Below are 20,786 nucleotides of genomic sequence, written 5' to 3' on the forward strand. Positions count from 1 at the left end.
GCCGGGATGAGATCCTGGATCGCGTATGTCTACGCAGCCTGCCCCCGCCCTCGGCGCACTCGCCGCCCGTCTGACCGAGCTGTCCCTGCGTGATGCGCACCGGCTCGGGCGGCGGCTGGAGGGCGCCCGCAAGATCCGCAAGCCCGAGGCCCGCGATGCCGTGCTCGGCGAGATCGAGGCCGAGGTCGCCAGGGGCGAGCAGCGGATGGCCGAGCGGCGCCTGCGGGTGCCCGCGGTCAGCTATCCCGAGCAGCTCCCCGTCAGCCAGAAGAAGGACGAGATCGCGGCCGCCATCCGTGATCACCAGGTCGTGATCGTGGCCGGTGAGACCGGTTCCGGCAAGACCACCCAGATCCCCAAGATCTGCATGGAGCTCGGCCGGGGCGTGCGCGGCATGATCGGGCACACCCAGCCCCGCCGTATCGCCGCGCGCACCGTCGCCGAGCGCGTCGCGGAGGAGCTGCGCACCCCGCTCGGGGAGGCCGTGGGCTGGAAGGTGCGGTTCACCGACCAGGTGAACCCGGACGCCACCTTCATCAAGCTGATGACCGACGGCATCCTGCTCGCCGAGATCCAGACCGACCGCGAGCTGCGCGCCTACGACACGATCATCATCGACGAGGCCCACGAGCGGTCCCTCAACATCGACTTCCTGCTCGGCTACCTGGCCCAGCTGCTGCCCAAGCGGCCCGACCTGAAGGTCGTCATCACCTCGGCGACCATCGATCCGGAGCGGTTCTCCCGGCACTTCGGGGACGCCCCGATCATCGAGGTCAGCGGGCGGACCTATCCGGTGGAGGTGCGCTACCGGCCCCTGCTGGAGGAGGACTCCGAGGACGCCGACCGGGACCAGATCACCGCGATCACCGACGCCGTCGAGGAGCTGATGGCGGAGGGGCCGGGCGACATCCTCGTCTTCCTCTCCGGTGAGCGCGAGATCCGGGACACCGCGGACGCGCTCACCAAGAAGCAGTACCGGTTCACGGAGGTCCTGCCGCTCTACGCCCGGCTGTCGCACGCCGAGCAGCACCGGGTCTTCCAGCCGCACACCGGGCGCAGGATCGTTCTGGCGACCAATGTCGCGGAGACTTCCCTGACGGTCCCGGGCATCAAGTACGTCATCGATCCGGGCTTCGCCCGCATCTCCCGCTACAGCCACCGCACCAAGGTGCAGCGGCTGCCGATCGAGCCGATCTCCCAGGCCAGCGCCAACCAGCGCAAGGGCCGCTGCGGGCGTACGTCCGACGGCATCTGCATCCGGCTGTACAGCGAGGAGGACTTCCTCGCCCGGCCGGAGTTCACGGACGCGGAGATCCTGCGGACCAACCTGGCCTCCGTCATCCTGCAGATGACCGCGGCCGGCCTCGGCGACATCGAGAAGTTCCCGTTCATCGACCCGCCGGACCACCGCAACATCCGCGACGGCGTCCAGCTCCTGCAGGAGCTCGGCGCGCTGGACCCGGCGCAGAAGGACGTACGCAAGCGGCTCACCGACACCGGCCGCAAGCTGGCCCAGCTCCCCGTCGACCCGCGGCTGGCCCGCATGGTCCTGGAGGCCGACAGGAACGGCTGTGTCCGCGAGGTCATGGTCATAGCCGCCGCGCTGTCCATCCAGGACCCCCGCGAGCGCCCGGCCGAGAAGCAGACGCAGGCGGACCAGCAGCACGCCCGGTTCAAGGACGAGACCAGTGACTTCCTGGCGTATCTGAATCTGTGGCGGTACATCCGCGAGCAGCAGAAGGAGCGCGGCTCGAGTTCCTTCCGCCGTATGTGCAAGCAGGAGTACCTGAACTTCCTGCGCATTCGTGAATGGCAGGACATCTACAGCCAGCTGCGCACGGTCGCCAAGCAGATGGGCATCCACCTCAACGAGGACGACGCCCCCGCCGACCGCATCCATGTGTCGCTGCTCGCCGGCCTGCTGTCCCACATCGGGATGAAGGATGTGAAGGACGGCAACAAGAACGAGTACCTGGGCGCCCGCAACGCCAAGTTCGCGATCTTCCCGGGCTCGGCGCTGTTCAAGAAGCAACCGCGGTTCGTGATGTCGGCGGAGCTGGTGGAGACCTCGCGGCTGTGGGCGCGGGTCAACGCGAAGATCGAGCCGGAGTGGGTCGAACCGCTCGCCCAGCACCTGATCAAGCGGACGTACAGCGAACCGCACTGGGAGAAGGACCAGGCGGCGGTGATGGCCTACGAGAAGGTCACGCTGTACGGCGTCCCGATCGTCGCCCAGCGGAAGATCAACTACGGGCGGATCGACCCGGAGGTCTCCCGCGAGCTGTTCATCCGCAACGCGCTCGTCGAGGGCGACTGGCGCACGCATCACAAGTTCTTCGCCGACAACCGCCGACTCCTCAGCGAGGTCGAGGAGTTGGAGCACCGGGCGCGGCGCCGGGACATCGTGGTCGACGACGAGACGCTGTTCGACTTCTACGACCAGCGGGTGCCCGAACACGTGGTGTCGGGGGCGCACTTCGACTCCTGGTGGAAGCGCAAGCGGCACGAGCAGCCGGACTTCCTGGACTTCGAGCGGGAGATGCTGATCCGGGAGTCGGCGGAGGCGGTCACCAAGGCCGACTATCCCGACACCTGGCGGCAGGGGCAGCTGAAGTTCCGGGTGACGTACCAGTTCGAGCCGGGTGCGGACGCGGACGGTGTGACGGTGCACATTCCGCTCCAGGTGCTCAACCAGGTCACGGACGAGGGCTTCGACTGGCAGATCCCGGGCCTGCGGGAGGAGTTGGTGACGGAGCTGATCCGTTCCCTGCCCAAGCCGATCCGCCGCAACTACGTTCCGGCTCCGAACTTCGCGAAGCGGTTCCTGGACACGGCCGTGCCCTTGCAGGAGCCGTTGACGGTGACGATGGCGCGTGAGCTGAAGCGGATGGTCGGGGTCCCCTTCGAGGCGGACGACTTCGACTGGGCGAAGGTGCCGGACCATCTGCGGATCACCTTCCGGATCGTGGACGAGCGGCGCCGCAAGCTCGCGGAGGACAAGGACCTGGAGGCGCTGAAGCTGCGGCTGAAGCCGAAGGCGCGCCAGGCGTTGTCGCAGGCGGCCGCGGCGACCGCGTCCCGTGCGGGCGGGGAGTCGCTGGAGCGCCAGGGCCTCACCGACTGGACGATCGGCACGCTCACCCGGGTCTTCGAGACGCGTCGGGCGGGGCAGCCGGTGAAGGCGTATCCGGCGCTGGTCGACGACGGCGACACGGTCTCCGTGCGTCTCTTCGACACGGAGGCGGAGCAGGCGGAGGCGATGTGGAAGGGCACGCGCCGGCTGATCCTGCGCAACATCCCGGTGAATCCCGCGAAGTTCGCGTCCGAGAAGCTGACGAACGCGCAGAAGCTCGCCCTGTCGGCGAATCCGCACGGTTCGATGCAGGCGCTGTTCGACGACTGCGCGAGGGCCGCGGCGGACAAGCTGATCGCGGACTTCGGGGGGCCGGCGTGGGACGAGGAGTCGTTCCGGAAGCTGTACGACAAGGTGCGGGCGGAGATCGTCGACACGACGGTGCGGACGGTCGGGCAGGTGCAGCAGGTGCTGGCCGCCTGGCAAGCCTGTGAGCGGCGCCTGAAGGCCGTACGCAGCCCGGCGCTGCTGGCGAACCTGACGGACGTACGGACGCAGCTGGACGGCCTGGTGAAGCCGGGGTTCGTGACGGAGGCGGGGATCGGGCGGCTGCCGCATCTGATGCGGTATCTGGTGGCGGCGGACCGGCGGTTGCAGCAGATGCCGACCGGCGTGCAGCGGGACACGACCCGCATGGAGAAGGTCCACGACATGCAGGACGAGTACGCGTGGCTGCTGGAGCAGCTGCCGAAGGGGCGGCCGGTGCCGGCGGCGGTCCGGGAGATCCGCTGGATGATCGAGGAGCTGCGGGTGAGCTACTTCGCGCACGCGCTGGGCACGGCGTACCCGGTCTCGGACAAGCGGATCGTGAAGGCGATCGACGCGCTCGCGCCGTGACGGCGTCCGCACGGAGGGTGAGTTCGACCCGGGGGCTCACCCTCCTGTACAGTCCTTCTCGCAGCGCAACGCGGAAACGCGAAACGCCGCGACACCTGGTCCTGTGGAGCAGTTTGGAGTGCTCGCCACCCTGTCAAGGTGGAGGCCGCGGGTTCAAATCCCGTCAGGACCGCAGCAGAAGGAGGCCCGTTCCCCGTAAGGGGAGCGGGCCTCCTTCGCGTCCGCCGCACGAGGACGAGGCCCGCGTTCAGCACGAGAACGGGGGCCTTGCGCGTTTTCGCCAAACCCGCCGCGGCCCGCGCGCCGTCGCCGTCGCCCGCCGCGGGCGTACGACCAGGTCGGCCCCTGTGGGCCCCTCTGCGCGTCGGTGCGGCTCCGGGGCCCCGGACGGGCCCCCTTCCTCCGCGCCGGGCCCTCAGGGCGCCTTCCGCGGCCTTGACGGCGTCACATTCGGTCGGTACCCCGGAAGGGCGGGGTCACGGTGCGGGGCGTCGGGAGGGGGCCGTATGGCGGCATCGGTCAGGCATGAGACGCGGGCGTTGCTGCGGGCGCATCTGGCGGCCGCGTCGTCGTACCGGCATCTGACCCGGCACTGTCCGATCTGCCATCAGTTGCTGCGGCTGGCCATGGATTCCGCGCCGAGGGGTACTGAGGGTCCCGAGGAGGGCGCGGAGGAGGAACGGCCCTCGGGTTCGTGACGTCCGCCGGGCTCAACAGCCGTACGGCGACGGGATGGTGGAACCTCGGCCTCCATTAGCGCAGGGGCGCCAGGGGCAACAAGTGCCGTGGTGTGTGACGGGAGTCACCGGACGAGTTTCCGAAACGGTGGTTCTTAACCCGCTCCTACAACCGGTCAATTTAATATGTGCAATTGCACCAGTCTTCAGGGCTGTCACCGCGGCTCCTCGCAGCCCGCCCCCACCCCCGCGGACTGGTACCGGCCCCGGACACAAAAAGATCGCGCTGGACCCGGCGGAGTCCAGCGCGATCTACGACGCACCCTGGTTGTGCCTGTGACGTTCTGTTCGGCGTGGGCGTGGGGCCTGTTGGGGCAGGACCCGCGTCGCTTGGAGCTAGGGGGTGTCGGGCGCCTCGACCAGGTTGGGGGTCCAGTCGGTTTGCCCGGTTATGCAGTTGTTCAGGCCTCGCTGCGCTGCTGCGGGATGCCCGCGAGCAGAGCGCGGACCTCGGCCTCGCGGTAGCGGCGGTGCCCGCCGAGCGTGCGGATCGACGTGAGCTTGCCGGCCTTCGCCCACCGCGTGACCGTCTTGGGGTCGACGCGGAACATCGTGGCGACCTCAGCCGGGGTCAGCAGCGGCTCGGCATCAGGGGTGCGAGCGGTCATGAGCGGCCTCCTCGGGAGAACCGAACCTTCTCGGTTCTTTCCTCTAAATTCTGCACCTTGACCCGCGTTGCCCGAAATGGCGGACGCGAGTCGAGTCGGTTATAGGACGAACGGCTTGTCCTCGGCACTACAACTACACCATCTGTCCAGCCGCGTCGGCCAAACCGATGGAATTGCCCTCCCAGGTGTTCATCAGCGACGGAAGCCGATGGACCATGCCATAGCGGACAGTCACGCCGCTGTGACGATCAGTCACAGGGCGATCAGGAGTCATCAGACCCCCCAAAGCGTGCAATGCTGAGAAAGAGCCCTCCCCGGGCTCCTTGTCCTATTTTGGCACGAGGGGGGCCATGGGGCGCAAGGCCCCTGTACGTGCGGTCTGTCACTCTTGGGGGAAAACGCCCGGATCGGGATCTACGTCCCGTCAACTTCTGGAAGTGCGGTAGACCGTACGCGGTTCACCGGGTTCAAGCCGTGACGCGCGTCACTCCGAAGGTGACGTTTCTGTCGCGGTGTCAGATCGCACCGGCGGGCGGCCCTCAGTTCGCCGACCGGAGGTCCCGCACCGCGCGCCAGCGCTCGACCAGCCGTCCGTACGCCCGCCCCGCCGCGACCGGGTCGCCCCGGCGCAGCGCGTCGATGCCGGCGGCCACGTCCGCCGCGGAGTGGTCGCCCTCCAGATCGCCCGCCGGCAGGACGTGCACGAGCCCGCCGTAGTCCAGCTCGACCAGCGAGCGCGGATGGAACTCCTCCAGCCAGCGCCCGACGTCCACCAGCCCGTCGATCAGCGGCCCCTCGTCGACGGAGTCCCGCAGCGCGCGCAGCCCCCGCGCGACCCGGCGCCGCGCCTGCACCATCGGGGTGCGGTAGCGCAGCACGGGCACCTCCTCGGCGGTCCCCTTGACGTACTCCCGCTCCTCGTCGGCGACCAGCACGAACCAGTTCAGCGGCACCTGCCAGGTCGCCGTGCGGATCCAGGGGCGGGCGTCGGGGTTGCGGGCCAGCCAGCGCTCGTAGTCCTGCGCGGCCTGCTCGCGCAGCACGGGCGGCAGTACGGCGTCCAGGACCGGCGGCGGCAGCTCCTCGCCGAGATCGCCGAGCGCCTGCCAGCCGCGCAGCCGGGTGCGCCAGGGGCAGACGTGGACCACGCCGTCGAGCTCCAGGACGAAGGCGTCCGCGCTCTCGTGCACCGGTACCGCGACCGGCGGGGTGGGCAGCAAGTCGGCCAGCGAGCGGCGCAGTTCGTCCTGGTAGGTGGGGTGCTCGGGGCGGTGGGCGTAGCGCGCCCAGTGCGCGCGTTCGGGCTCGGGGAAGGCGGCCAGCGGCTCGTACACGCGCAAGTAGGCCGCGTAGGGGACGATCACCGAGGACACCTTGGGCACGCCTGCTCCCTCCCCCGCCGCCTGCCGGGAAAACCTGCGGAACCCGCTCGCGCGGGAACGGGAAAACCATGCGAATCCTCGCACGGGGGTACTCCGTGCGTAGGTGATCCTGAGCACGGCGAGGTGGAGCGCCCCGGACAGGCCTTACTCTTCAGCCCAACGGGGCCCCGCCACCCGCACGGGACCCCCTCCCAACCGCCTCTGCTTACCCAGGAGTCACCACAGTGACCGACGTAACCGACGGCGTCCTGCACACCCTGTTCCACTCGGACCAGGGGGGCCACGAGCAAGTCGTGCTCTGCCAGGACCGCGCCAGCGGCCTCAAGGCCGTCATCGCCATCCACTCCACCGCCCTCGGCCCTGCCCTCGGCGGTACGCGCTTCTACCCGTACGCGAACGAGGAGGAGGCCGTCGCCGACGCGCTGAACCTCGCGCGCGGCATGTCGTACAAGAACGCCATGGCCGGTCTTGAGCACGGCGGCGGCAAGGCCGTGATCATCGGCGACCCGGAGAAGATCAAGTCCGAGGAGCTGCTGCTGGCCTACGGCCGGTTCGTGGCCTCGCTCGGCGGCCGCTACGTCACCGCCTGCGACGTCGGCACCTACGTGGCCGACATGGACGTGGTGGCACGCGAGTGCCGCTGGACGACCGGCCGCTCCCCCGAGAACGGCGGCGCCGGTGACTCGTCGGTGCTCACCGCCTTCGGTGTGTACCAGGGCATGCGGGCCTCGGCCCAGCACCTGTGGGGCGACCCGTCGCTGCGCGGCCGCACGGTGGGCATCGCGGGCGTCGGCAAGGTCGGCCACCACCTGGTCGAGCACCTGCGCGCGGAGGGCGCCGAGGTCGTCATCACCGACGTGCGCGCGGACGCCGTGCAGCGCATCCTCGACCGCCACCCGGAGGGCGGCGTGAGCGCCGTCGCCGACACCGAGGCGCTGATCCGCGTCGAGGGCCTGGACATCTACGCGCCCTGCGCGCTGGGCGGTGCCCTGAACGACGACTCGGTGCCGGTGCTGACCGCCAAGGTGGTCTGCGGCGCGGCCAACAACCAGCTCGCCCATCCGGGTGTGGAGAAGGACCTCGCCGACCGCGGGATCCTCTACGCGCCGGACTACGTGGTGAACGCCGGTGGCGTGATCCAGGTGGCCGACGAGCTGCACGGTTTCGACTTCGACCGGTGCAAGGCCAAGGCGGCGAAGATCTACGACACCACGCTCGCCATATTCGCACGTGCGAAGGCGGACGGGATCCCGCCGGCCGCCGCGGCCGACCGGATCGCCGAGCAGCGGATGCACGAGGCGGCCGCCGCCCGCGGACGCTGACGTTCCGCCGAGCAGGGGCCCACGGTCCGTGCGGTACCCGCCGGGGGTCGGTTAGAGAGAACTCTCACTTCAACCGGCGGGTCGTCCCTCATTAAGTGGTTAAAATCGCCATTGACCAGCGAGGACAGGGCACCTCGAAGGTCCTGGGCACACGCGCGTGCTGCGGGCGACGTACCGTATGGGCGCGGGCTCAGGTACCGTGGAAGCCCTACGGACCGGCCTCTCTACGGAGAGTCCGTTCCGGATCATGAACGCGTGTCAGACTCTGGGGCCGTCGAGCCCCGTCGTTGAGGGGGTCGAGCCATGGGGCGCGGCCGGGCCAAGGCCAAGCAGACGAAGGTCGCCCGCCAGCTGAAGTACAACAGCGGTGGGACGGACCTCTCACGCCTGGCTGAAGAGCTGGGCGCATCGACGTCGAACCAGTCGCCGAACGGCGACCGCTTCGAGGACGATGAGCACGACGACGACCTGTACTCCCGGTACGCCGACCTCTATGAGGACGACGACGAGGACGACGAGGACGAGGACTCCTCGCAACAGCGTCGCGGCGCGTAACGCTTGCAGCCGCTTGACCGTTACCCGGTCCGGAGCCGATAAGCACCGGACCGGGTTTCGTGCTGCCGTGCGGGGCTCACCGCCGTGCGGCGGCCCCGCCGGATCTGCCGTCAGGCGTAGTCGCCGACCAGCTCCGCGCCCGTGGTGTGCTCGCCGCGGTCGGTGATCTCACCGGCCACCCAGGCGTCCACATTCCGGTCGGCCAGCGTCGCCAGGGCCACGTCCACGGACTCCTCGGGGACGATCGCCATCATGCCGACGCCCATGTTCAGGGTCTTCTCCAGCTCCAGGCGCTCGACCTGCCCCGTCTTCCCGACGAGGTCGAAGATCGGGTCCGGGGTCCAGCTGGAGCGGTCGACGGTGGCGTGCAGGCCGTCCGGGATGACGCGGGCCAGGTTCGCCGCGAGGCCGCCGCCGGTGATGTGGCTGAAGGCGTGGACCTCGGTGGTGCGGGTGAGCGCCAGGCAGTCCAGCGAGTAGATCTTGGTGGGCTCCAGCAGCTCCTCGCCGAGGGTGCGGCCGAGCTCCTCGATCCGGGCGTCCAGGGACAGGCCCGCCTGCTGCAGCAGGACGTGGCGGACCAGGGAGTACCCGTTGGAGTGAAGGCCGGAGGACGCCATGGCGATGACCGCGTCACCCTTACGGATACGATCCGCGCCCAGCAGCCGGTCGGCCTCCACGACGCCCGTACCGGCGCCGGCGACGTCGAAGTCGTCCTCGCCCAGCAGACCGGGGTGTTCGGCCGTCTCGCCGCCCACCAGAGCGCATCCCGCCAGCACACAGCCCTCGGCGATGCCCTTGACGATGCCCGCGACCCGCTCGGGGTGGACCTTGCCGACGCAGATGTAGTCGGTCATGAACAGCGGCTCGGCACCGCACACCACGATGTCGTCCATGACCATGGCGACCAGGTCGTGGCCGATGGTGTCGTAGACGCCCAGCCGGCGGGCGATGTCGACCTTCGTGCCGACGCCGTCGGTGGCGGAGGCGAGCAGCGGACGCTCGTAGCGCTTGAGGGCGGAGGCGTCGAAGAGTCCGGCGAAACCGCCGAGGCCGCCGAGGACCTCGGGGCGCTGGGTCTTCTTCACCCACTCCTTCATCAGCTCGACCGCGCGGTCGCCCGCTTCGATGTCGACGCCCGCGGCTGCGTAGCTGGCACCAGTGGTCTCAGGCATGAGAGTGAGAACTTTCGTGTCGTACTGCAGTGATACGGGCTGTCTACGGGCGGCGGATCGCGTCGGCCGCGGCCGTGGCGGCCGGACCGGCGGCCAGCTCCGTCTCCAGGAGCTGCTTGCCGAGCAGCTCGGGGTCGGGGAGCTCCATCGGGTACTCGCCGTCGAAGCAGGCGCGGCACAGGTTCGGCTTGGCGATGGTGGTCGCCTCGATCATGCCGTCGATGGAGATGTACGCCAGGGAGTCGGCGCCCAGGGACGTGCCGATCTCGTCGATCGTCATGCCGTTGGCGATGAGCTCGGCGCGGGTGGCGAAGTCGATGCCGAAGAAGCAGGGCCACTTCACCGGCGGGGAGGAGATCCGGATGTGGACCTCGGCGGCGCCCGCCTCGCGCAGCATGCGGACCAGGGCCCGCTGGGTGTTGCCGCGCACGATGGAGTCGTCGACGACGACCAGGCGCTTGCCCTTGATGACTTCCTTCAGCGGGTTCAGCTTCAGCCGGATGCCGAGCTGGCGGATCGTCTGGGAGGGCTGGATGAAGGTGCGGCCGACGTAGGCGTTCTTGACCAGGCCGGCGCCGAACGGGATGCCGGACGCCTCCGCGTAGCCGATGGCGGCCGGGGTGCCGGACTCCGGGGTCGCTATGACCAGGTCGGCCTCGACCGGGGCCTCCTTCGCCAGGCGGCGGCCCATCTCCACGCGGGAGAGGTACACGTTGCGGCCGGCGATGTCGGTGTCGGGGCGGGCGAGGTACACGTACTCGAAGACACAGCCCTTGGGCTTCGCTTCCGCGAATCGCGAGGTGCGCAGGCCGTTCTCGTCGATCGCGATGAACTCGCCCGGCTCTATCTCGCGCACGAAGCTGGCGCCGCAGATGTCCAGCGCGGCGGTCTCGGAGGCGACGACCCAGCCGCGCTCCAGACGGCCGAGGACCAGCGGGCGGATGCCCTGCGGGTCACGGCCGGCGTAGAGGGTGTGCTCGTCCATGAAGACGAGCGAGAAAGCGCCCTTGACCTGCGGGAGGACCTGATGGGCGGCCTCCTCGATGGTCAGCGGCTTGCCGTCCTCGTCGACCTGGGCCGCGAGCAGCGCGGTGAGCAGGTCGGTGTCGTTGGTGGCGGCCACCCGGGTGGAGCGGCTGTTGTTGTCGTTCGGCAGGGCGGCGACCATCTCGGCCAGCTCGGCCGTGTTGACGAGGTTGCCGTTGTGGCCGAGCGCGATCGAACCGTGCGCGGTGGCGCGGAACGTCGGCTGGGCGTTCTCCCACACGGAGGCGCCGGTGGTCGAGTAGCGGGCGTGTCCGACCGCGATGTGACCCTGGAGCGAACCGAGAGAGGTCTCGTCGAAGACCTGGGAGACCAGGCCCATGTCCTTGAAGACGAGGATCTGGGAGCCGTTGCTGACCGCGATTCCCGCGGATTCCTGACCCCGATGCTGGAGGGCGTAGAGCCCGAAGTACGTGAGCTTTGCGACCTCTTCGCCCGGAGCCCAGACACCGAAGACGCCACACGCGTCCTGGGGGCCTTTCTCGCCGGGGAGCAGATCGTGATTGAGTCGACCGTCACCACGTGGCACGCCTTCGAGTGTAGGCGAGATCGACCACTGGTCCGAATTGGGGATACCCGCCGGTAAGGGATCACCGCTCGGCGACAGCGGTCGCGATGTCGCCGTTTTCGCTGGTCAGAGTGAGGGTGCGGTGATCGATCCGGTAATCGACGGTGCCGTCGAGGACCCGCAGGAGCGCCCTTTCGGTATGCATGAGTGAGCCTTCGCACACCATTCGGGTGGTGGCGACCGAGCCCAGCGTGATACGGCCGTCGCGGACCGTCGCCTCGGCGTTGATCCGGTTGCAGCCCGCGTTCCCGGAGACGGTGCCGGCGGAGGTGTCGAAGACGAGGTGGGCGCGGCCCTGGGAGGCCGGGTCGGTGATCGTCCACCGGGTGCCGGCGAGCGCGGCGGGCTTCTGCTCGGTGAGCCGGACGCGGTCGCCGTCGGCGGTGGTGAGGGTGAGGTGGTCGCCCTGCGCGCGGGCGGTGAGGGTGCCGTCGGTCAGGGTCTTGGCGAAGGTCTCCTCGAAGCGCAGGTTCTCGCAGGCCATCTCGGTGGCACCGAGCTCGCGGAAGGTGACCCGGTCGCCGTCGAGGTCGGCGTCCGAGCTGAAGCCGTTGCAGCCGAGGTTGCCCTCGGTCCTTCCGTCGGCGGAGATGCGCAGATGGGCGGTGCCGGGGGCCTTGTGGGTGCGGTTGTCGACGGTGATGTCGGTGACGGCCCAGCGCACGCCGGTGACGTCCGGGCCGGCGCCGACGGCGTCGCCGCCGGCCTTCTCGGTGCCGCAGGCGGCCAGCAGGGGGAGCAGGGTGAGGGCCGCGAGGGTCAGTCGCTGCTTGTCCATGCCGGTGGGACGGGGGACCCGCCGAATCGGTTCCCCCCGCCGTGTCACGCCATGAGCGGCAGCAGCCCGCTGAGGTCGGCCCGCTCCCCGCTCGCGCTGACCTTGGCCTGCCCCAGGGCCTCCGCCCAGGTCAGACGGCCGGTGGCGAGGCGGATCCAGGTCAGCGGGTCGGTCTCGACGACGTTCGGCGGGGTGCCGCGGGTGTGCCGGGGGCCCTCGACGCACTGCACCACGGCGTACGGCGGGATCCGTACCTCGGTGGCGCCGCCGGGGGCCTTCGCGGCGAGGGCGTCGGCGAGCAGACGGGTGCAGGCGGCCAGGGCCTGCCTGTCGAGCGGGATGTCCAGACCGGGCACGGCGGCGTTCAGGTCGTCGGTGTGGACGACGAGTTCGACGGTGCGGGTGACCAGGTAGTCGGTGAGCGTCATGCCGCCGGCGCGGATGTCCAGCAGGCGGGTCTCGGGGGCCGCGGCGAGGTGGGCGGTGAGCTCGTCCTCGGTGCGGGCGTACAGGGCGTCGAGGTCGGGGTGGGCGGCGGCCAGCTGCCGGGTGCCGTCGGCGATGGCCCGGGCGAAGGGAGCCGTCACCGCGGGGTAGTCGAGCAGCGCGATGTCCGCCTTCGCCGGCTCCTCGCGCTCCAGGGCGCGGCTGACGGCGGCCACGGTCATGGTGAGGTGCGCGGCCAGATCCCGTACGGTCCACTCGCCCAGCCGTGTGGGCAGGGCGAGTTGATCGGCGGTAAGGCTCTCCACGGCCCGGCGGACCTGCCCGAACTGGGCGAACACCGCGGTACGGATCTTGGCGGGGTCATAGGTGCGGGCGCGCTTCTTGGCCGGAGACATGGCCGCAGCCTACGCGGGGGCGAGCGGGCCGACGGGGTGTTTTCGCACCGGGCCGAGCGGGCCGACGGCGTGTTCTCAGGCCGGGGCCGACTGCGCCGAGGGGGCCTCGAACGCCTCGCCGTTGCGGGGTACGCCGAGGCCGGGCCAGTGGAACGGGATGCCGCGGGCGGTGTCCGGGTCGGGGCCGTCCATCAGCTGGAAGTGCACATGCGGCTCGGTGGAGTTGCCGGAGTTGCCGCACCGGGCGAGCAGCTGACCGGCGCGCACCCGTTCGCCGGGGCGCACGGCGAGGGAGCCGCGGCTGAGGTGGGCGTAGAGCGCGTAGACGCCGTCGCCGAGGTCGAGGACGACGTGGTTGCCGAGCAGCCGCCGGACGCCGAGCGTCTCGCGCGCCGACGCCTCGAAGAGCATCAGATAGGCGAGCGCGGGCAGCGAGGTGCGGCTGAGGTGGTCGCGCTGGGTGTCGCTCGCGCTGACCACCGTGCCGTCGGCGGCGGCCAGCAGCGGTGCGCCGAAGGCGGGGTAGGCGGAGGGGCGGCGGGCGGGCGGCCACAGCAGGCTGAACTCGGGGCGGGCGCCGGGCTCCGGCTCGGCGACGAGGTCGATGGCGAAGGTCTGCCCGTAGGCGTGGGTGCCGTGGCTCGGGGTCCGGTCGGCCGGGCTGTTCAGGGCGAGCCAGCGGCCGGTGACGGGCGGGGCGACCTCCACGGGGTCCCGGCCGACCTGCGGGTTGTCGGGGGCTCCGCCCCAGCGGTTGAGCACGCCGACGAGGGCGAAGGCGGCGACGAGCGGCAGGAAGTTCCACCAGTGCGGGTGGCCGAGGTCGAGGAAGGCGTCCAGGGCCACCAGGACGAAGAAGCCCAGGAGCAGGAGCCGGAAGGTGATCATGGCGAGTTTGCGCGCGTTCATCGTTCCCCCAGTGATGCGTGCGTGATGTGTGCGGGTGTGCGATCGGCCGGGCCGGGGCGCGTACGGCCTGGTCAGGGCGGTACGCGGACGGCCGGAGCGGATGGTGGGTCAGGACCGGGACGCCGACAGCGCCACCAGCAGCGGCACCACCCGGCCCGGCGGGACCTCGTAGCGGCCGCGGCCGGGTGTGTGCAGCCAGCCGGCGCCGACGAGTTGGCGCAGGTGGTGGTAGATCTGGCCGGTCGTGCCCAGGTCCGCGGAGTCGGCGAGCTCGGCCGCGGTGCGGCGCCCGCCGAGGATCTCGTGGAGCAGTCGCAGCCGGACCGGGTGCCCGAGCGCCGCGAACGACTCCGCGGCGGACGTCCAGTCCTCCGCCAGGACGACCTTGGTCAACGCGCCGTCCTGCCAGGCGTACTGCTCCCCCGTCGGCAGCCGTACCGCCCCGGTGAACAGCACGCCCCCGTCCGGCTCGCCCGCCTCGGCGAGCTGTTCCCGGAGGCCGTTCAGCGCCCAGAAGTCGCCGTCGCCCAGGCGGGGCTTGGTGCGCCGTTCGCCCTCCAGGGCAGCCAGCCGGCGCTCGAGATCGGCGACGCGTGCTTCGAGGTCCACACCTAGAGATTACGGAGTTACGTAATTCCGTGCAACTGTTCTGCGCTTCCCTGGGGTCCGGGAACGCCGAAGCCCCCGACCGGTACGGGACCGGACGGGGGCTTCGCCGCCGACGCGCCTACGCGAACAGCGCCGGGATGGTGCTCTCGTGCGCCTCGCGCAGCTCGGCGAGCGTGAGGGTGAACTCGCCCTGCACCTCCACGGTGTCACCGTCGACCACACCGATACGGGTGGCGGGCAGACCCCGGGCGCCGCACATGTCGTTGAAGCGGACCTCCTCGGAGCGCGGGACGGCCACGATCGCACGGCCCGCGGACTCGGAGAAGAGGAACGTGAACGCGTCGAGCCCGTCCGGTACGACGAGACGCGCGCCCTTCCCCCCGAGCAGCGCCGACTCCACGACCGCCTGGATCAGGCCGCCGTCGGAGAGGTCGTGCGCGGAGTCGATCATGCCGTCGCGGGAGGCGGAGATCAGGATGTCGGCGAGCAGCCGCTCGCGCTCCAGGTCCACCTGCGGGGGCAGGCCGCCGAGGTGGTCGTGGATCACCTGGGACCAGGCCGAGCCACCGAACTCCTCACGCGTGTCGCCGAGGAGGTAGATCAGCTGGCCCTCCTCCTGGAAGGCGACCGGCGTACGGCGGGCCACGTCGTCGATCACGCCGAGCACGGCGACGACCGGCGTCGGGTGGATGGCGGCCTCGCCCGTCTGGTTGTACAGCGAGACATTGCCGCCGGTCACCGGGGTGCCCAGCTGCTGGCAGCCGTCGGCCAGACCGCGCACGGCCTCCGCGAACTGCCACATGACCGCCGGGTCCTCGGGCGAACCGAAGTTGAGGCAGTCGGAGACCGCGAGGGGCTTGGCACCCGTGGTCGCCACGTTCCGGTACGCCTCCGCCAGCGCCAGCTGCGCGCCCGTGTACGGGTCGAGCTTGGCGTACCGGCCGTTGCCGTCCGTCGCGATGGCGACGCCGAGGCCGGTCTCCTCGTCGATGCGGATCATGCCGGAGTCCTCGGGCTGGGCGAGGACGGTGTTGCCCTGCACGAAGTGGTCGTACTGGGAGGTGATCCACTTCTTGGACGCCTGGTTGGGCGAACCCACCAGCTTCAGGACCTGGTCCTTCAGCTCCTCCGACGTCGCCGGACGCGGCAGCTTGTTCGCGTCGTCCGCCTGGAGCTCGTCCTGCCAGGACGGGCGGGCGTACGGGCGCTCGTAGGTCGGGCCCTCGTGGGCGACCGTGCGCGGGTCGACGTCGACGATCTTCTCGCCGTGCCAGAAGATCTCCAGGCGGTCGCCGTCGGTGACCTCACCGATGACGGTGGCGATGACGTCCCACTTGTCGCAGATCTCGAGGAAGCGGTCGACCTTGTCGGGCTCGACGACCGCGCACATGCGTTCCTGCGACTCGCTCATGAGGATCTCCTCGGGCGAGAGCGTGGAGTCGCGCAGCGGGACGTCGTCCAGGATGACGCGCATACCGCCGGAGCCGTTGGAGGCCAACTCGCTGGTGGCGCAGGAGATTCCGGCGGCACCCAGGTCCTGGATGCCGACCACGAGCTTCTCCTTGAACGCCTCCAGGGTGCACTCGATGAGCAGCTTCTCCTGGAAGGGGTCGCCGACCTGCACGGCGGGACGCTTCGAGGGCTTGGCGTCGTCGAAGGTCTCGGAGGCCAGGATCGAGGCGCCGCCGATGCCGTCGCCGCCCGTGCGGGCGCCGTACATGATGACCTTGTTGCCCGCGCCGGACGCCTTCGCGAGGTGGATGTCCTCGTGCCGCATGACGCCGATGGCACCGGCGTTGACCAGCGGGTTGCCCTGGTAGCAGGAGTCGAAGACGACCTCGCCGCCGATGTTGGGCAGACCCAGGCAGTTGCCGTAGCCGCCGATGCCGGCGACGACACCCGGCAGCACGCGCTTGGTGTCGGGGTGGTCGGCCGCGCCCATGCGCAGCGGGTCGACGACCGCGACCGGGCGGGCGCCCATCGCGATGATGTCGCGGACGATGCCGCCGACACCCGTGGCCGCGCCCTGGTAGGGCTCGACATAGGACGGGTGGTTGTGCGACTCGACCTTGAAGGTGACCGCGTAGCCCTGGCCGACGTCGACCACACCGGCGTTCTCGCCGATGCCGACGAGCATGGCGTCGGACTGGGGGGCCTTCTCGCCGAACTGGCGGAGGTGGACCTTGGAGGACTTGTACGAGCAGTGCTCGGACCACATGACCGAGTACATGGCGAGCTCGGCACCGGTGGGCCGGCGGCCGAGGATCTCGACCACGCGCTCGTACTCGTCCTTCTTCAGGCCGAGTTCGGCCCAGGGCAGCTCGACGTCGGGGGTCGCGGCCGCGTGCTCGACCGTGTCCAGAGGCGTCCGGCTCATGCGTTGACCAGCTTCTTGAGGATCGAGGTGAAGAAGGGGAGGCCGTCGGTGCGGCCGGTGCCGATGAGCGGCTCCGTGGCGTGCTCCGGGTGCGGCATCAGGCCCACGACGTTGCCGGCCTCGTTGGTGATGCCGGCGATGTCGTTCAGCGAGCCGTTGGGGTTGAAGTCCAGATAGCGGAACGCGACCCGGCCCTCGGCCTCCAGCTTGTCCAGCGTGTACTGGTCGGCCACATAGCGGCCGTCCATGTTCTTCAGCGGGATGTGGATCTCCTGGCCCTGCTCGTAGTCGCTGGTCCAGGCCGTCGACGCGTTCTCCACCCGCAGCTTCTGGTCGCGGCAGATGAAGTGCAGGTGGTCGTTGCCGAGCATGCCGCCGGGCAGCAGGTGGGCCTCGGTGAGGATCTGGAAGCCGTTGCAGATGCCGAGGACCGGCATGCCGGCCTTCGCCTGCTCGATGACGGTCTCCATCACCGGCGAGAAGCGGGAGATGGCGCCGGCCCGCAGATAGTCGCCGTAGGAGAAACCGCCGGGCAGCACGACGGCGTCGACCTGGTGGAGGTCCTTGTCCTTGTGCCACAGGGCGACCGGTTCGGCGCCCGCGAGGCGGATCGCGCGCTGGGTGTCCCGGTCGTCGAGACTCCCCGGGAAAGTGACGACGCCAATACGAGCGGTCACTTCGCCGCCTCCGCGACTTCCTCGACCTTGACGGTGAAGTCCTCGATCACGGTGTTGGCGAGGAAGGATTCCGCAAGATCGTGGATGCGGGCGAGCGCGGCCTCGTCGACCGGCCCGTCAACTTCCAGTTCGAAACGCTTTCCCTGACGGACGTCCGAGATGCCTTCGAAACCCAGCCGCGGCAGTGCGCGCTGCACCGCCTGGCCCTGGGGGTCGAGGATCTCCGGCTTGAGCATGACGTCGACTACGACGCGTGCCACTGGCACTCCCGGTGTGTGGTGCTGAGCAGGTTCCTTCAGACTACCCGCACAAAATTTCTACGCGAGTAGAGTCGTAGGAACCTACGTGACCGCGATCACGATCCGGCATCGGAGGGGTGCGTTCGGGAAAAGTTCCGGGAAAGATCGCCGAACGGCCCGCGAGAGGTATTGCGCGCGGACACGCGGAGAGATTTAGTCGGGCTTCCTTTGCAATGCCGGGCACTGTACAAATGAATTGGCAATAGCCGACAACTCGGTACGTCATCGCAGCTGAGCTGCATGGGCTACCGGACGAAGGGACCGATATTCGTGGCGCAGAAGGTCGTGGTCACACTCTTCGACGACATCGACGGATCTGAAGCGGCGGAAACGATCGCCTTCGGACTCGACGGCAAGTCGTACGAGATCGACCTGAATGAAGCCAATGCCGAGAAACTGCGTAAGGCGCTCGCGCCCTACGTGGAGGCCGGCCGCAAGCGGTCGAGGTCCGGGCGCGCCTTCCGGCAGACGGAGGTCGCCCCCGACCCCGCGGCCGTACGGGCCTGGGCCCAGGCGAACAAGATGGACGTGCCCGCGCGGGGCCGCATCCCCAAGAAGGTCTACGAGGCGTTCAGCGCCGCACAGTGAGCCACCGCCGGCAGCCGCTCACCCGCCCCCTGGCACAACGGACTTGCACAGCACCCCTGCTGATCAGCTAGAGTCTGGAGCACGCCACGGGGCGGGGCCGGAAAGCCCAGCTCACAGCGGCATGCGGGTGTAGTTCAGTAGTAGAACATCCCCCTTCCAGGGGGAAGGCGCAGTGTGCGATTCCTGTCACCCGCTCTGCATCGCCGTCACGACCACTGCTGTGGATCGGGTAGGCTGGTGCTCGCACCGGTCGGTGAAAGCCGATCGGCGGCAATGCGGACGTAGCTCAGTTGGTAGAGCGCAACCTTGCCAAGGTTGAGGTCGCGAGTTCGAGCCTCGTCGTCCGCTCGGGAGAAAAACCCCGGTCCTTCTGGACCGGGGTTTTTTCATGCCCTCACCGCGCCGCTCTGACATTTGTCATGGCGAGTGGTGACAGCACGCACTGCTGTCCGCGGGCTTCCGGTCGGATGCTGAACGCATGAACACGACAGACCACGTGATCGATGTCACCGATCTGCGGCGGGTGTACGGGGGCGGGTTCGAAGCGGTTCGCGGGATCACGTTTCACGTGAAACGCGGGGAGATCTTCGCGCTGCTGGGCACCAACGGGGCGGGCAAGACCTCCACCGTCGAACTGCTGGAGGGGCTGGCGCGGCCCAGCGGCGGGCGGGTGAGCGTCCTCGGCCATGATCCCTACGCCGAGCGGGCCGCCGTACGCCCGCGGACCGGTGTGATGCTCCAGGAAGGCGGGTTCCCGCCCGAGCTGACCGTCGGCGAGACCGCACGGATGTGGGCGGGATGCGTGACCGGCGCGCGGCCCACCGGCGAGGTGCTGGAGCGGGTGGGGCTCGCCCACCGGACCGGCGTACGGGTCAAACAGCTGTCGGGCGGGGAGCGCCGACGGCTGGACCTGGCGCTGGCGCTGCTGGGCGATCCGGAGGTGCTGTTCCTCGACGAGCCGACGACCGGGCTCGACGCGGAGGGGCGCCGGGAGACCTGGGAGCTGGTGCGGGAGCTGCGCGACGCGGGGACGACGGTGCTGCTGACCACGCACTACCTGGAGGAGGCCGAGGATCTCGCCGGGCGGCTGGCGATCCTGCACCAGGGGCGGATCGCGGCCACGGGGACACCGGCCGAGGTGACCGAGGCGCAGCCCTCCCACATCTCCTTCCGGCTGCCGGAGGGCTACGTCCTCGGTGATCTGCCGCCGCTGGCCGAGCTCGGGGTGAGCGGGCACAGCGTGGACGGCGGGGTCGTCCGGCTGCGCACCCATGAGCTCCAGCGGGCGGCGACCCGGCTGCTGGTGTGGGCCGAGCGGGCCGGCGTGGAGCTGCGCGGGCTGGATGTGCGGGCGGCCTCGCTGGAGGAGGCGTTTCTGGGGATCGCGCGGGAGGCGGCGGGGAAATCGGCACGGAAGGCGGTCGCGGGATGAGGACGGCAGGGGGAACCGGCACGGAAGGCGGTCGCGGGATGAGGACGGCAGGGGGAACCGGCACGGAAGGCGGTGGCATGAAAGCGGCCGGGGAGCGCAGGGGCGCGGTGCGTTCCGCGGGGACGGCGACGGTGAGCACGGCCATGGGGCGGGTCGGGGCGCTCGCGCGGGCCGAGCTGATCCTGTTCGGGCGGAGCAAGGGCATGCTCGTCGGGGCGGTGGCCGTACCGCTGGTGCTGCCGTTCAGCGTGCGGTCGGTGATCGAGGACATGGAGCTCGCCGAGGCGGGGCTGAGCGTGGGGCTGGTGATGCTGCCCGGCGCCATCGGGTTCTCGCTGCTGTTCGCGGTGTACTCGGCGCTCGTCGGCGTGTTCGTCGGGCGGCGCGAGGAGCTGGTGCTCAAGCGGCTGCGCACCGGTGAACTGCGGGACACGGAGATCCTGGCCGGGGCCTCGCTGCCGGCCGTCGTGACGGGGCTGCTCCAGTCGCTGGTGCTGGTGGCCGGCTGCACGGTGCTGCTGGACGTGCCCGCGCCGAAGGCGGTCCATCTCGCCGTGCTGGGGCTGCTGCTGGGGCTGGTGCTGTGCGCGGCGCTGGCCGCCGTCACCGCGGCCTTCACCCGGACCGTGGAGAGCGCCCAGGCCACCGCGCTGCCGCTGGTGATGATCTCGATGATCGGCTCCGGGATCATGGTCCCGCTGGAGCTGGCGCCGGACACGGTGGCCTCGGCCTTCGAGCTGCTGCCGCTGACCGGGGTGATCACGCTGGTGCGCGGCGGCTGGAGCGGGGAGCTGTCGGCGGCCGAGGCGCTGGGCGCCGCGGCGACCGCTCTGGCCTGGACACTGGTCGCGGTGTTTGCTGTACGGCGGTGGTTCCGGTGGGAGCCGCGGCGCTGACGCACGGATACGGGGGTT

Annotated in this window: 18 protein-coding genes and 3 tRNA genes; 10 read left to right on the top strand and 11 right to left on the bottom strand. The window is 70.1% G+C overall.

Translation table 11 applies throughout. The features are described from left to right. The first annotated feature begins 25 nt into the window (after positions 1-25). The 3 genes from hrpA to ACSU6M_RS16225 all read left to right on the top strand — a co-directional run bounded on the left by hrpA (position 26) and on the right by ACSU6M_RS16225 (position 4,668). Entirely contained in the window at positions 26-3,970 is a 3,945-nt protein-coding gene (hrpA, locus tag ACSU6M_RS16215) for an ATP-dependent RNA helicase HrpA (protein ID WP_437070431.1), read from the top strand. Between the two features lie 97 nt (positions 3,971-4,067). Continuing rightward, a tRNA-Asp gene (locus ACSU6M_RS16220) sits at positions 4,068-4,142 on the top strand. 334 nt (positions 4,143-4,476) lie between these two features. Then, the gene (locus ACSU6M_RS16225; RefSeq protein WP_437070432.1) at positions 4,477-4,668 is read left to right on the top strand and encodes a DUF6274 family protein; all 192 of its coding nucleotides are present in this window, start codon (positions 4,477-4,479) and stop codon (positions 4,666-4,668) included. A gap of 440 nt (positions 4,669-5,108) precedes the next feature. Here the strand turns inward: ACSU6M_RS16225 and bldC are convergent, their stop codons facing one another. After that, positions 5,109-5,315, bottom strand: a complete 207-nt coding sequence (bldC, locus tag ACSU6M_RS16230; RefSeq protein WP_003949541.1) for a developmental transcriptional regulator BldC — start codon at positions 5,313-5,315, stop codon at positions 5,109-5,111. Between the two features lie 539 nt (positions 5,316-5,854). Then, on the bottom strand, positions 5,855-6,697 hold the full coding sequence (locus tag ACSU6M_RS16235; protein ID WP_437070433.1) for a hypothetical protein: 843 nt from the start codon (positions 6,695-6,697) through the stop codon (positions 5,855-5,857). 224 nt (positions 6,698-6,921) lie between these two features. On the opposite strand from ACSU6M_RS16235, the gene ACSU6M_RS16240 reads away from it, so the two are divergent. Both ACSU6M_RS16240 and ACSU6M_RS16245 read left to right on the top strand, forming a co-directional pair. Then, complete coding sequence (locus ACSU6M_RS16240; RefSeq protein WP_437070434.1) at positions 6,922-8,019, top strand: Leu/Phe/Val dehydrogenase; 1,098 nt, start codon at positions 6,922-6,924, stop codon at positions 8,017-8,019. A 303-nt stretch (positions 8,020-8,322) separates the two neighbouring features. Next, positions 8,323-8,574: a DUF3073 domain-containing protein gene (locus ACSU6M_RS16245; protein WP_437070435.1), complete on the top strand. Its 252-nt coding sequence runs from the start codon at positions 8,323-8,325 to the stop codon at positions 8,572-8,574. A gap of 110 nt (positions 8,575-8,684) precedes the next feature. Here the strand turns inward: ACSU6M_RS16245 and purM are convergent, their stop codons facing one another. From purM to purS, 9 genes are all read right to left on the bottom strand, one after another. Continuing rightward, positions 8,685-9,749 carry a phosphoribosylformylglycinamidine cyclo-ligase gene (gene purM, locus ACSU6M_RS16250; protein WP_437070436.1) on the bottom strand — a complete coding sequence of 355 codons (1,065 nt, stop codon included), beginning with the start codon at positions 9,747-9,749 and terminating at the stop codon, positions 8,685-8,687. 43 nt (positions 9,750-9,792) lie between these two features. Further along, entirely contained in the window at positions 9,793-11,322 is a 1,530-nt protein-coding gene (gene purF, locus ACSU6M_RS16255) for an amidophosphoribosyltransferase (protein ID WP_437070437.1), read from the bottom strand. Between the two features lie 61 nt (positions 11,323-11,383). Then, entirely contained in the window at positions 11,384-12,139 is a 756-nt protein-coding gene (locus tag ACSU6M_RS16260) for an META domain-containing protein (protein ID WP_437070438.1), read from the bottom strand. Between the two features lie 44 nt (positions 12,140-12,183). Further along, complete coding sequence (locus tag ACSU6M_RS16265) at positions 12,184-12,981, bottom strand: sterol carrier family protein (protein WP_437070439.1); 798 nt, start codon at positions 12,979-12,981, stop codon at positions 12,184-12,186. Positions 12,982-13,056: 75 nt separating this feature from the next. Continuing rightward, positions 13,057-13,890: a M23 family metallopeptidase gene (locus ACSU6M_RS16270; RefSeq protein WP_437070440.1), complete on the bottom strand. Its 834-nt coding sequence runs from the start codon at positions 13,888-13,890 to the stop codon at positions 13,057-13,059. A gap of 108 nt (positions 13,891-13,998) precedes the next feature. Continuing rightward, positions 13,999-14,499, bottom strand: coding sequence for an ArsR/SmtB family transcription factor (locus tag ACSU6M_RS16275; RefSeq protein WP_437070441.1), 501 nt, complete (start codon positions 14,497-14,499; stop codon positions 13,999-14,001). 118 nt (positions 14,500-14,617) lie between these two features. Continuing rightward, the gene (gene purL / locus ACSU6M_RS16280; RefSeq protein ID WP_437070442.1) at positions 14,618-16,876 is read right to left on the bottom strand and encodes a phosphoribosylformylglycinamidine synthase subunit PurL; all 2,259 of its coding nucleotides are present in this window, start codon (positions 16,874-16,876) and stop codon (positions 14,618-14,620) included. Then, positions 16,873-17,553 carry a phosphoribosylformylglycinamidine synthase subunit PurQ gene (purQ, locus tag ACSU6M_RS16285; protein ID WP_437070443.1) on the bottom strand — a complete coding sequence of 227 codons (681 nt, stop codon included), beginning with the start codon at positions 17,551-17,553 and terminating at the stop codon, positions 16,873-16,875. Before purQ ends, purL begins: the two co-directional genes overlap by 4 nt. Then, positions 17,550-17,813, bottom strand: a complete 264-nt coding sequence (gene purS / locus ACSU6M_RS16290; RefSeq protein WP_015659417.1) for a phosphoribosylformylglycinamidine synthase subunit PurS — start codon at positions 17,811-17,813, stop codon at positions 17,550-17,552. The genes purQ and purS overlap by 4 nt, the downstream gene beginning before the upstream one ends. Positions 17,814-18,122: 309 nt before the next feature. Between purS and ACSU6M_RS16295 the strand changes: the two genes are divergently transcribed. The 5 genes from ACSU6M_RS16295 to ACSU6M_RS16315 all read left to right on the top strand — a co-directional run bounded on the left by ACSU6M_RS16295 (position 18,123) and on the right by ACSU6M_RS16315 (position 20,768). Continuing rightward, positions 18,123-18,440: a histone-like nucleoid-structuring protein Lsr2 gene (locus ACSU6M_RS16295; protein ID WP_437070444.1), complete on the top strand. Its 318-nt coding sequence runs from the start codon at positions 18,123-18,125 to the stop codon at positions 18,438-18,440. Positions 18,441-18,563: 123 nt separating this feature from the next. Further along, positions 18,564-18,635: transfer RNA gene (locus tag ACSU6M_RS16300), tRNA-Gly, on the top strand. A gap of 80 nt (positions 18,636-18,715) precedes the next feature. Next, a tRNA-Gly gene (locus ACSU6M_RS16305) sits at positions 18,716-18,788 on the top strand. A gap of 130 nt (positions 18,789-18,918) precedes the next feature. Continuing rightward, on the top strand, positions 18,919-19,872 hold the full coding sequence (locus ACSU6M_RS16310) for an ABC transporter ATP-binding protein (RefSeq protein WP_437070445.1): 954 nt from the start codon (positions 18,919-18,921) through the stop codon (positions 19,870-19,872). Positions 19,873-19,949: 77 nt separating this feature from the next. Next, positions 19,950-20,768 (top strand): ABC transporter permease, encoded by an 819-nt coding sequence (locus ACSU6M_RS16315; protein ID WP_437070446.1) that lies wholly within the window; start codon positions 19,950-19,952, stop codon positions 20,766-20,768. Positions 20,769-20,786: the final 18 nt, after the last annotated feature.

This window comes from Streptomyces sp. enrichment culture, from assembly GCF_964272895.1.
Lineage (GTDB): Bacteria > Actinomycetota > Actinomycetes > Streptomycetales > Streptomycetaceae > Streptomyces.

What these genes read in the sequence shown, in the direction of transcription:
- ACSU6M_RS16245 (WP_437070435.1), top strand. Translation starts at nt 8,323, where the DNA reads ATGGGGCGCGGCCGGGCCAAGGCCAAGCAGACGAAGGTCGCCCGCCAG.
- ACSU6M_RS16260 (WP_437070438.1), bottom strand. Translation starts at nt 12,139, where the DNA reads ATGGACAAGCAGCGACTGACCCTCGCGGCCCTCACCCTGCTCCCCCTG.
- purL (WP_437070442.1), bottom strand. Translation starts at nt 16,876, where the DNA reads ATGAGCCGGACGCCTCTGGACACGGTCGAGCACGCGGCCGCGACCCCC.
- ACSU6M_RS16315 (WP_437070446.1), top strand. Translation starts at nt 19,950, where the DNA reads ATGAAAGCGGCCGGGGAGCGCAGGGGCGCGGTGCGTTCCGCGGGGACG.
- hrpA (WP_437070431.1), top strand. Translation starts at nt 26, where the DNA reads ATGTCTACGCAGCCTGCCCCCGCCCTCGGCGCACTCGCCGCCCGTCTG.
- purM (WP_437070436.1), bottom strand. Translation starts at nt 9,749, where the DNA reads ATGCCTGAGACCACTGGTGCCAGCTACGCAGCCGCGGGCGTCGACATC.
- ACSU6M_RS16270 (WP_437070440.1), bottom strand. Translation starts at nt 13,890, where the DNA reads ATGAACGCGCGCAAACTCGCCATGATCACCTTCCGGCTCCTGCTCCTG.
- ACSU6M_RS16310 (WP_437070445.1), top strand. Translation starts at nt 18,919, where the DNA reads ATGAACACGACAGACCACGTGATCGATGTCACCGATCTGCGGCGGGTG.
- bldC (WP_003949541.1), bottom strand. Translation starts at nt 5,315, where the DNA reads ATGACCGCTCGCACCCCTGATGCCGAGCCGCTGCTGACCCCGGCTGAG.
- ACSU6M_RS16225 (WP_437070432.1), top strand. Translation starts at nt 4,477, where the DNA reads ATGGCGGCATCGGTCAGGCATGAGACGCGGGCGTTGCTGCGGGCGCAT.
- ACSU6M_RS16265 (WP_437070439.1), bottom strand. Translation starts at nt 12,981, where the DNA reads ATGTCTCCGGCCAAGAAGCGCGCCCGCACCTATGACCCCGCCAAGATC.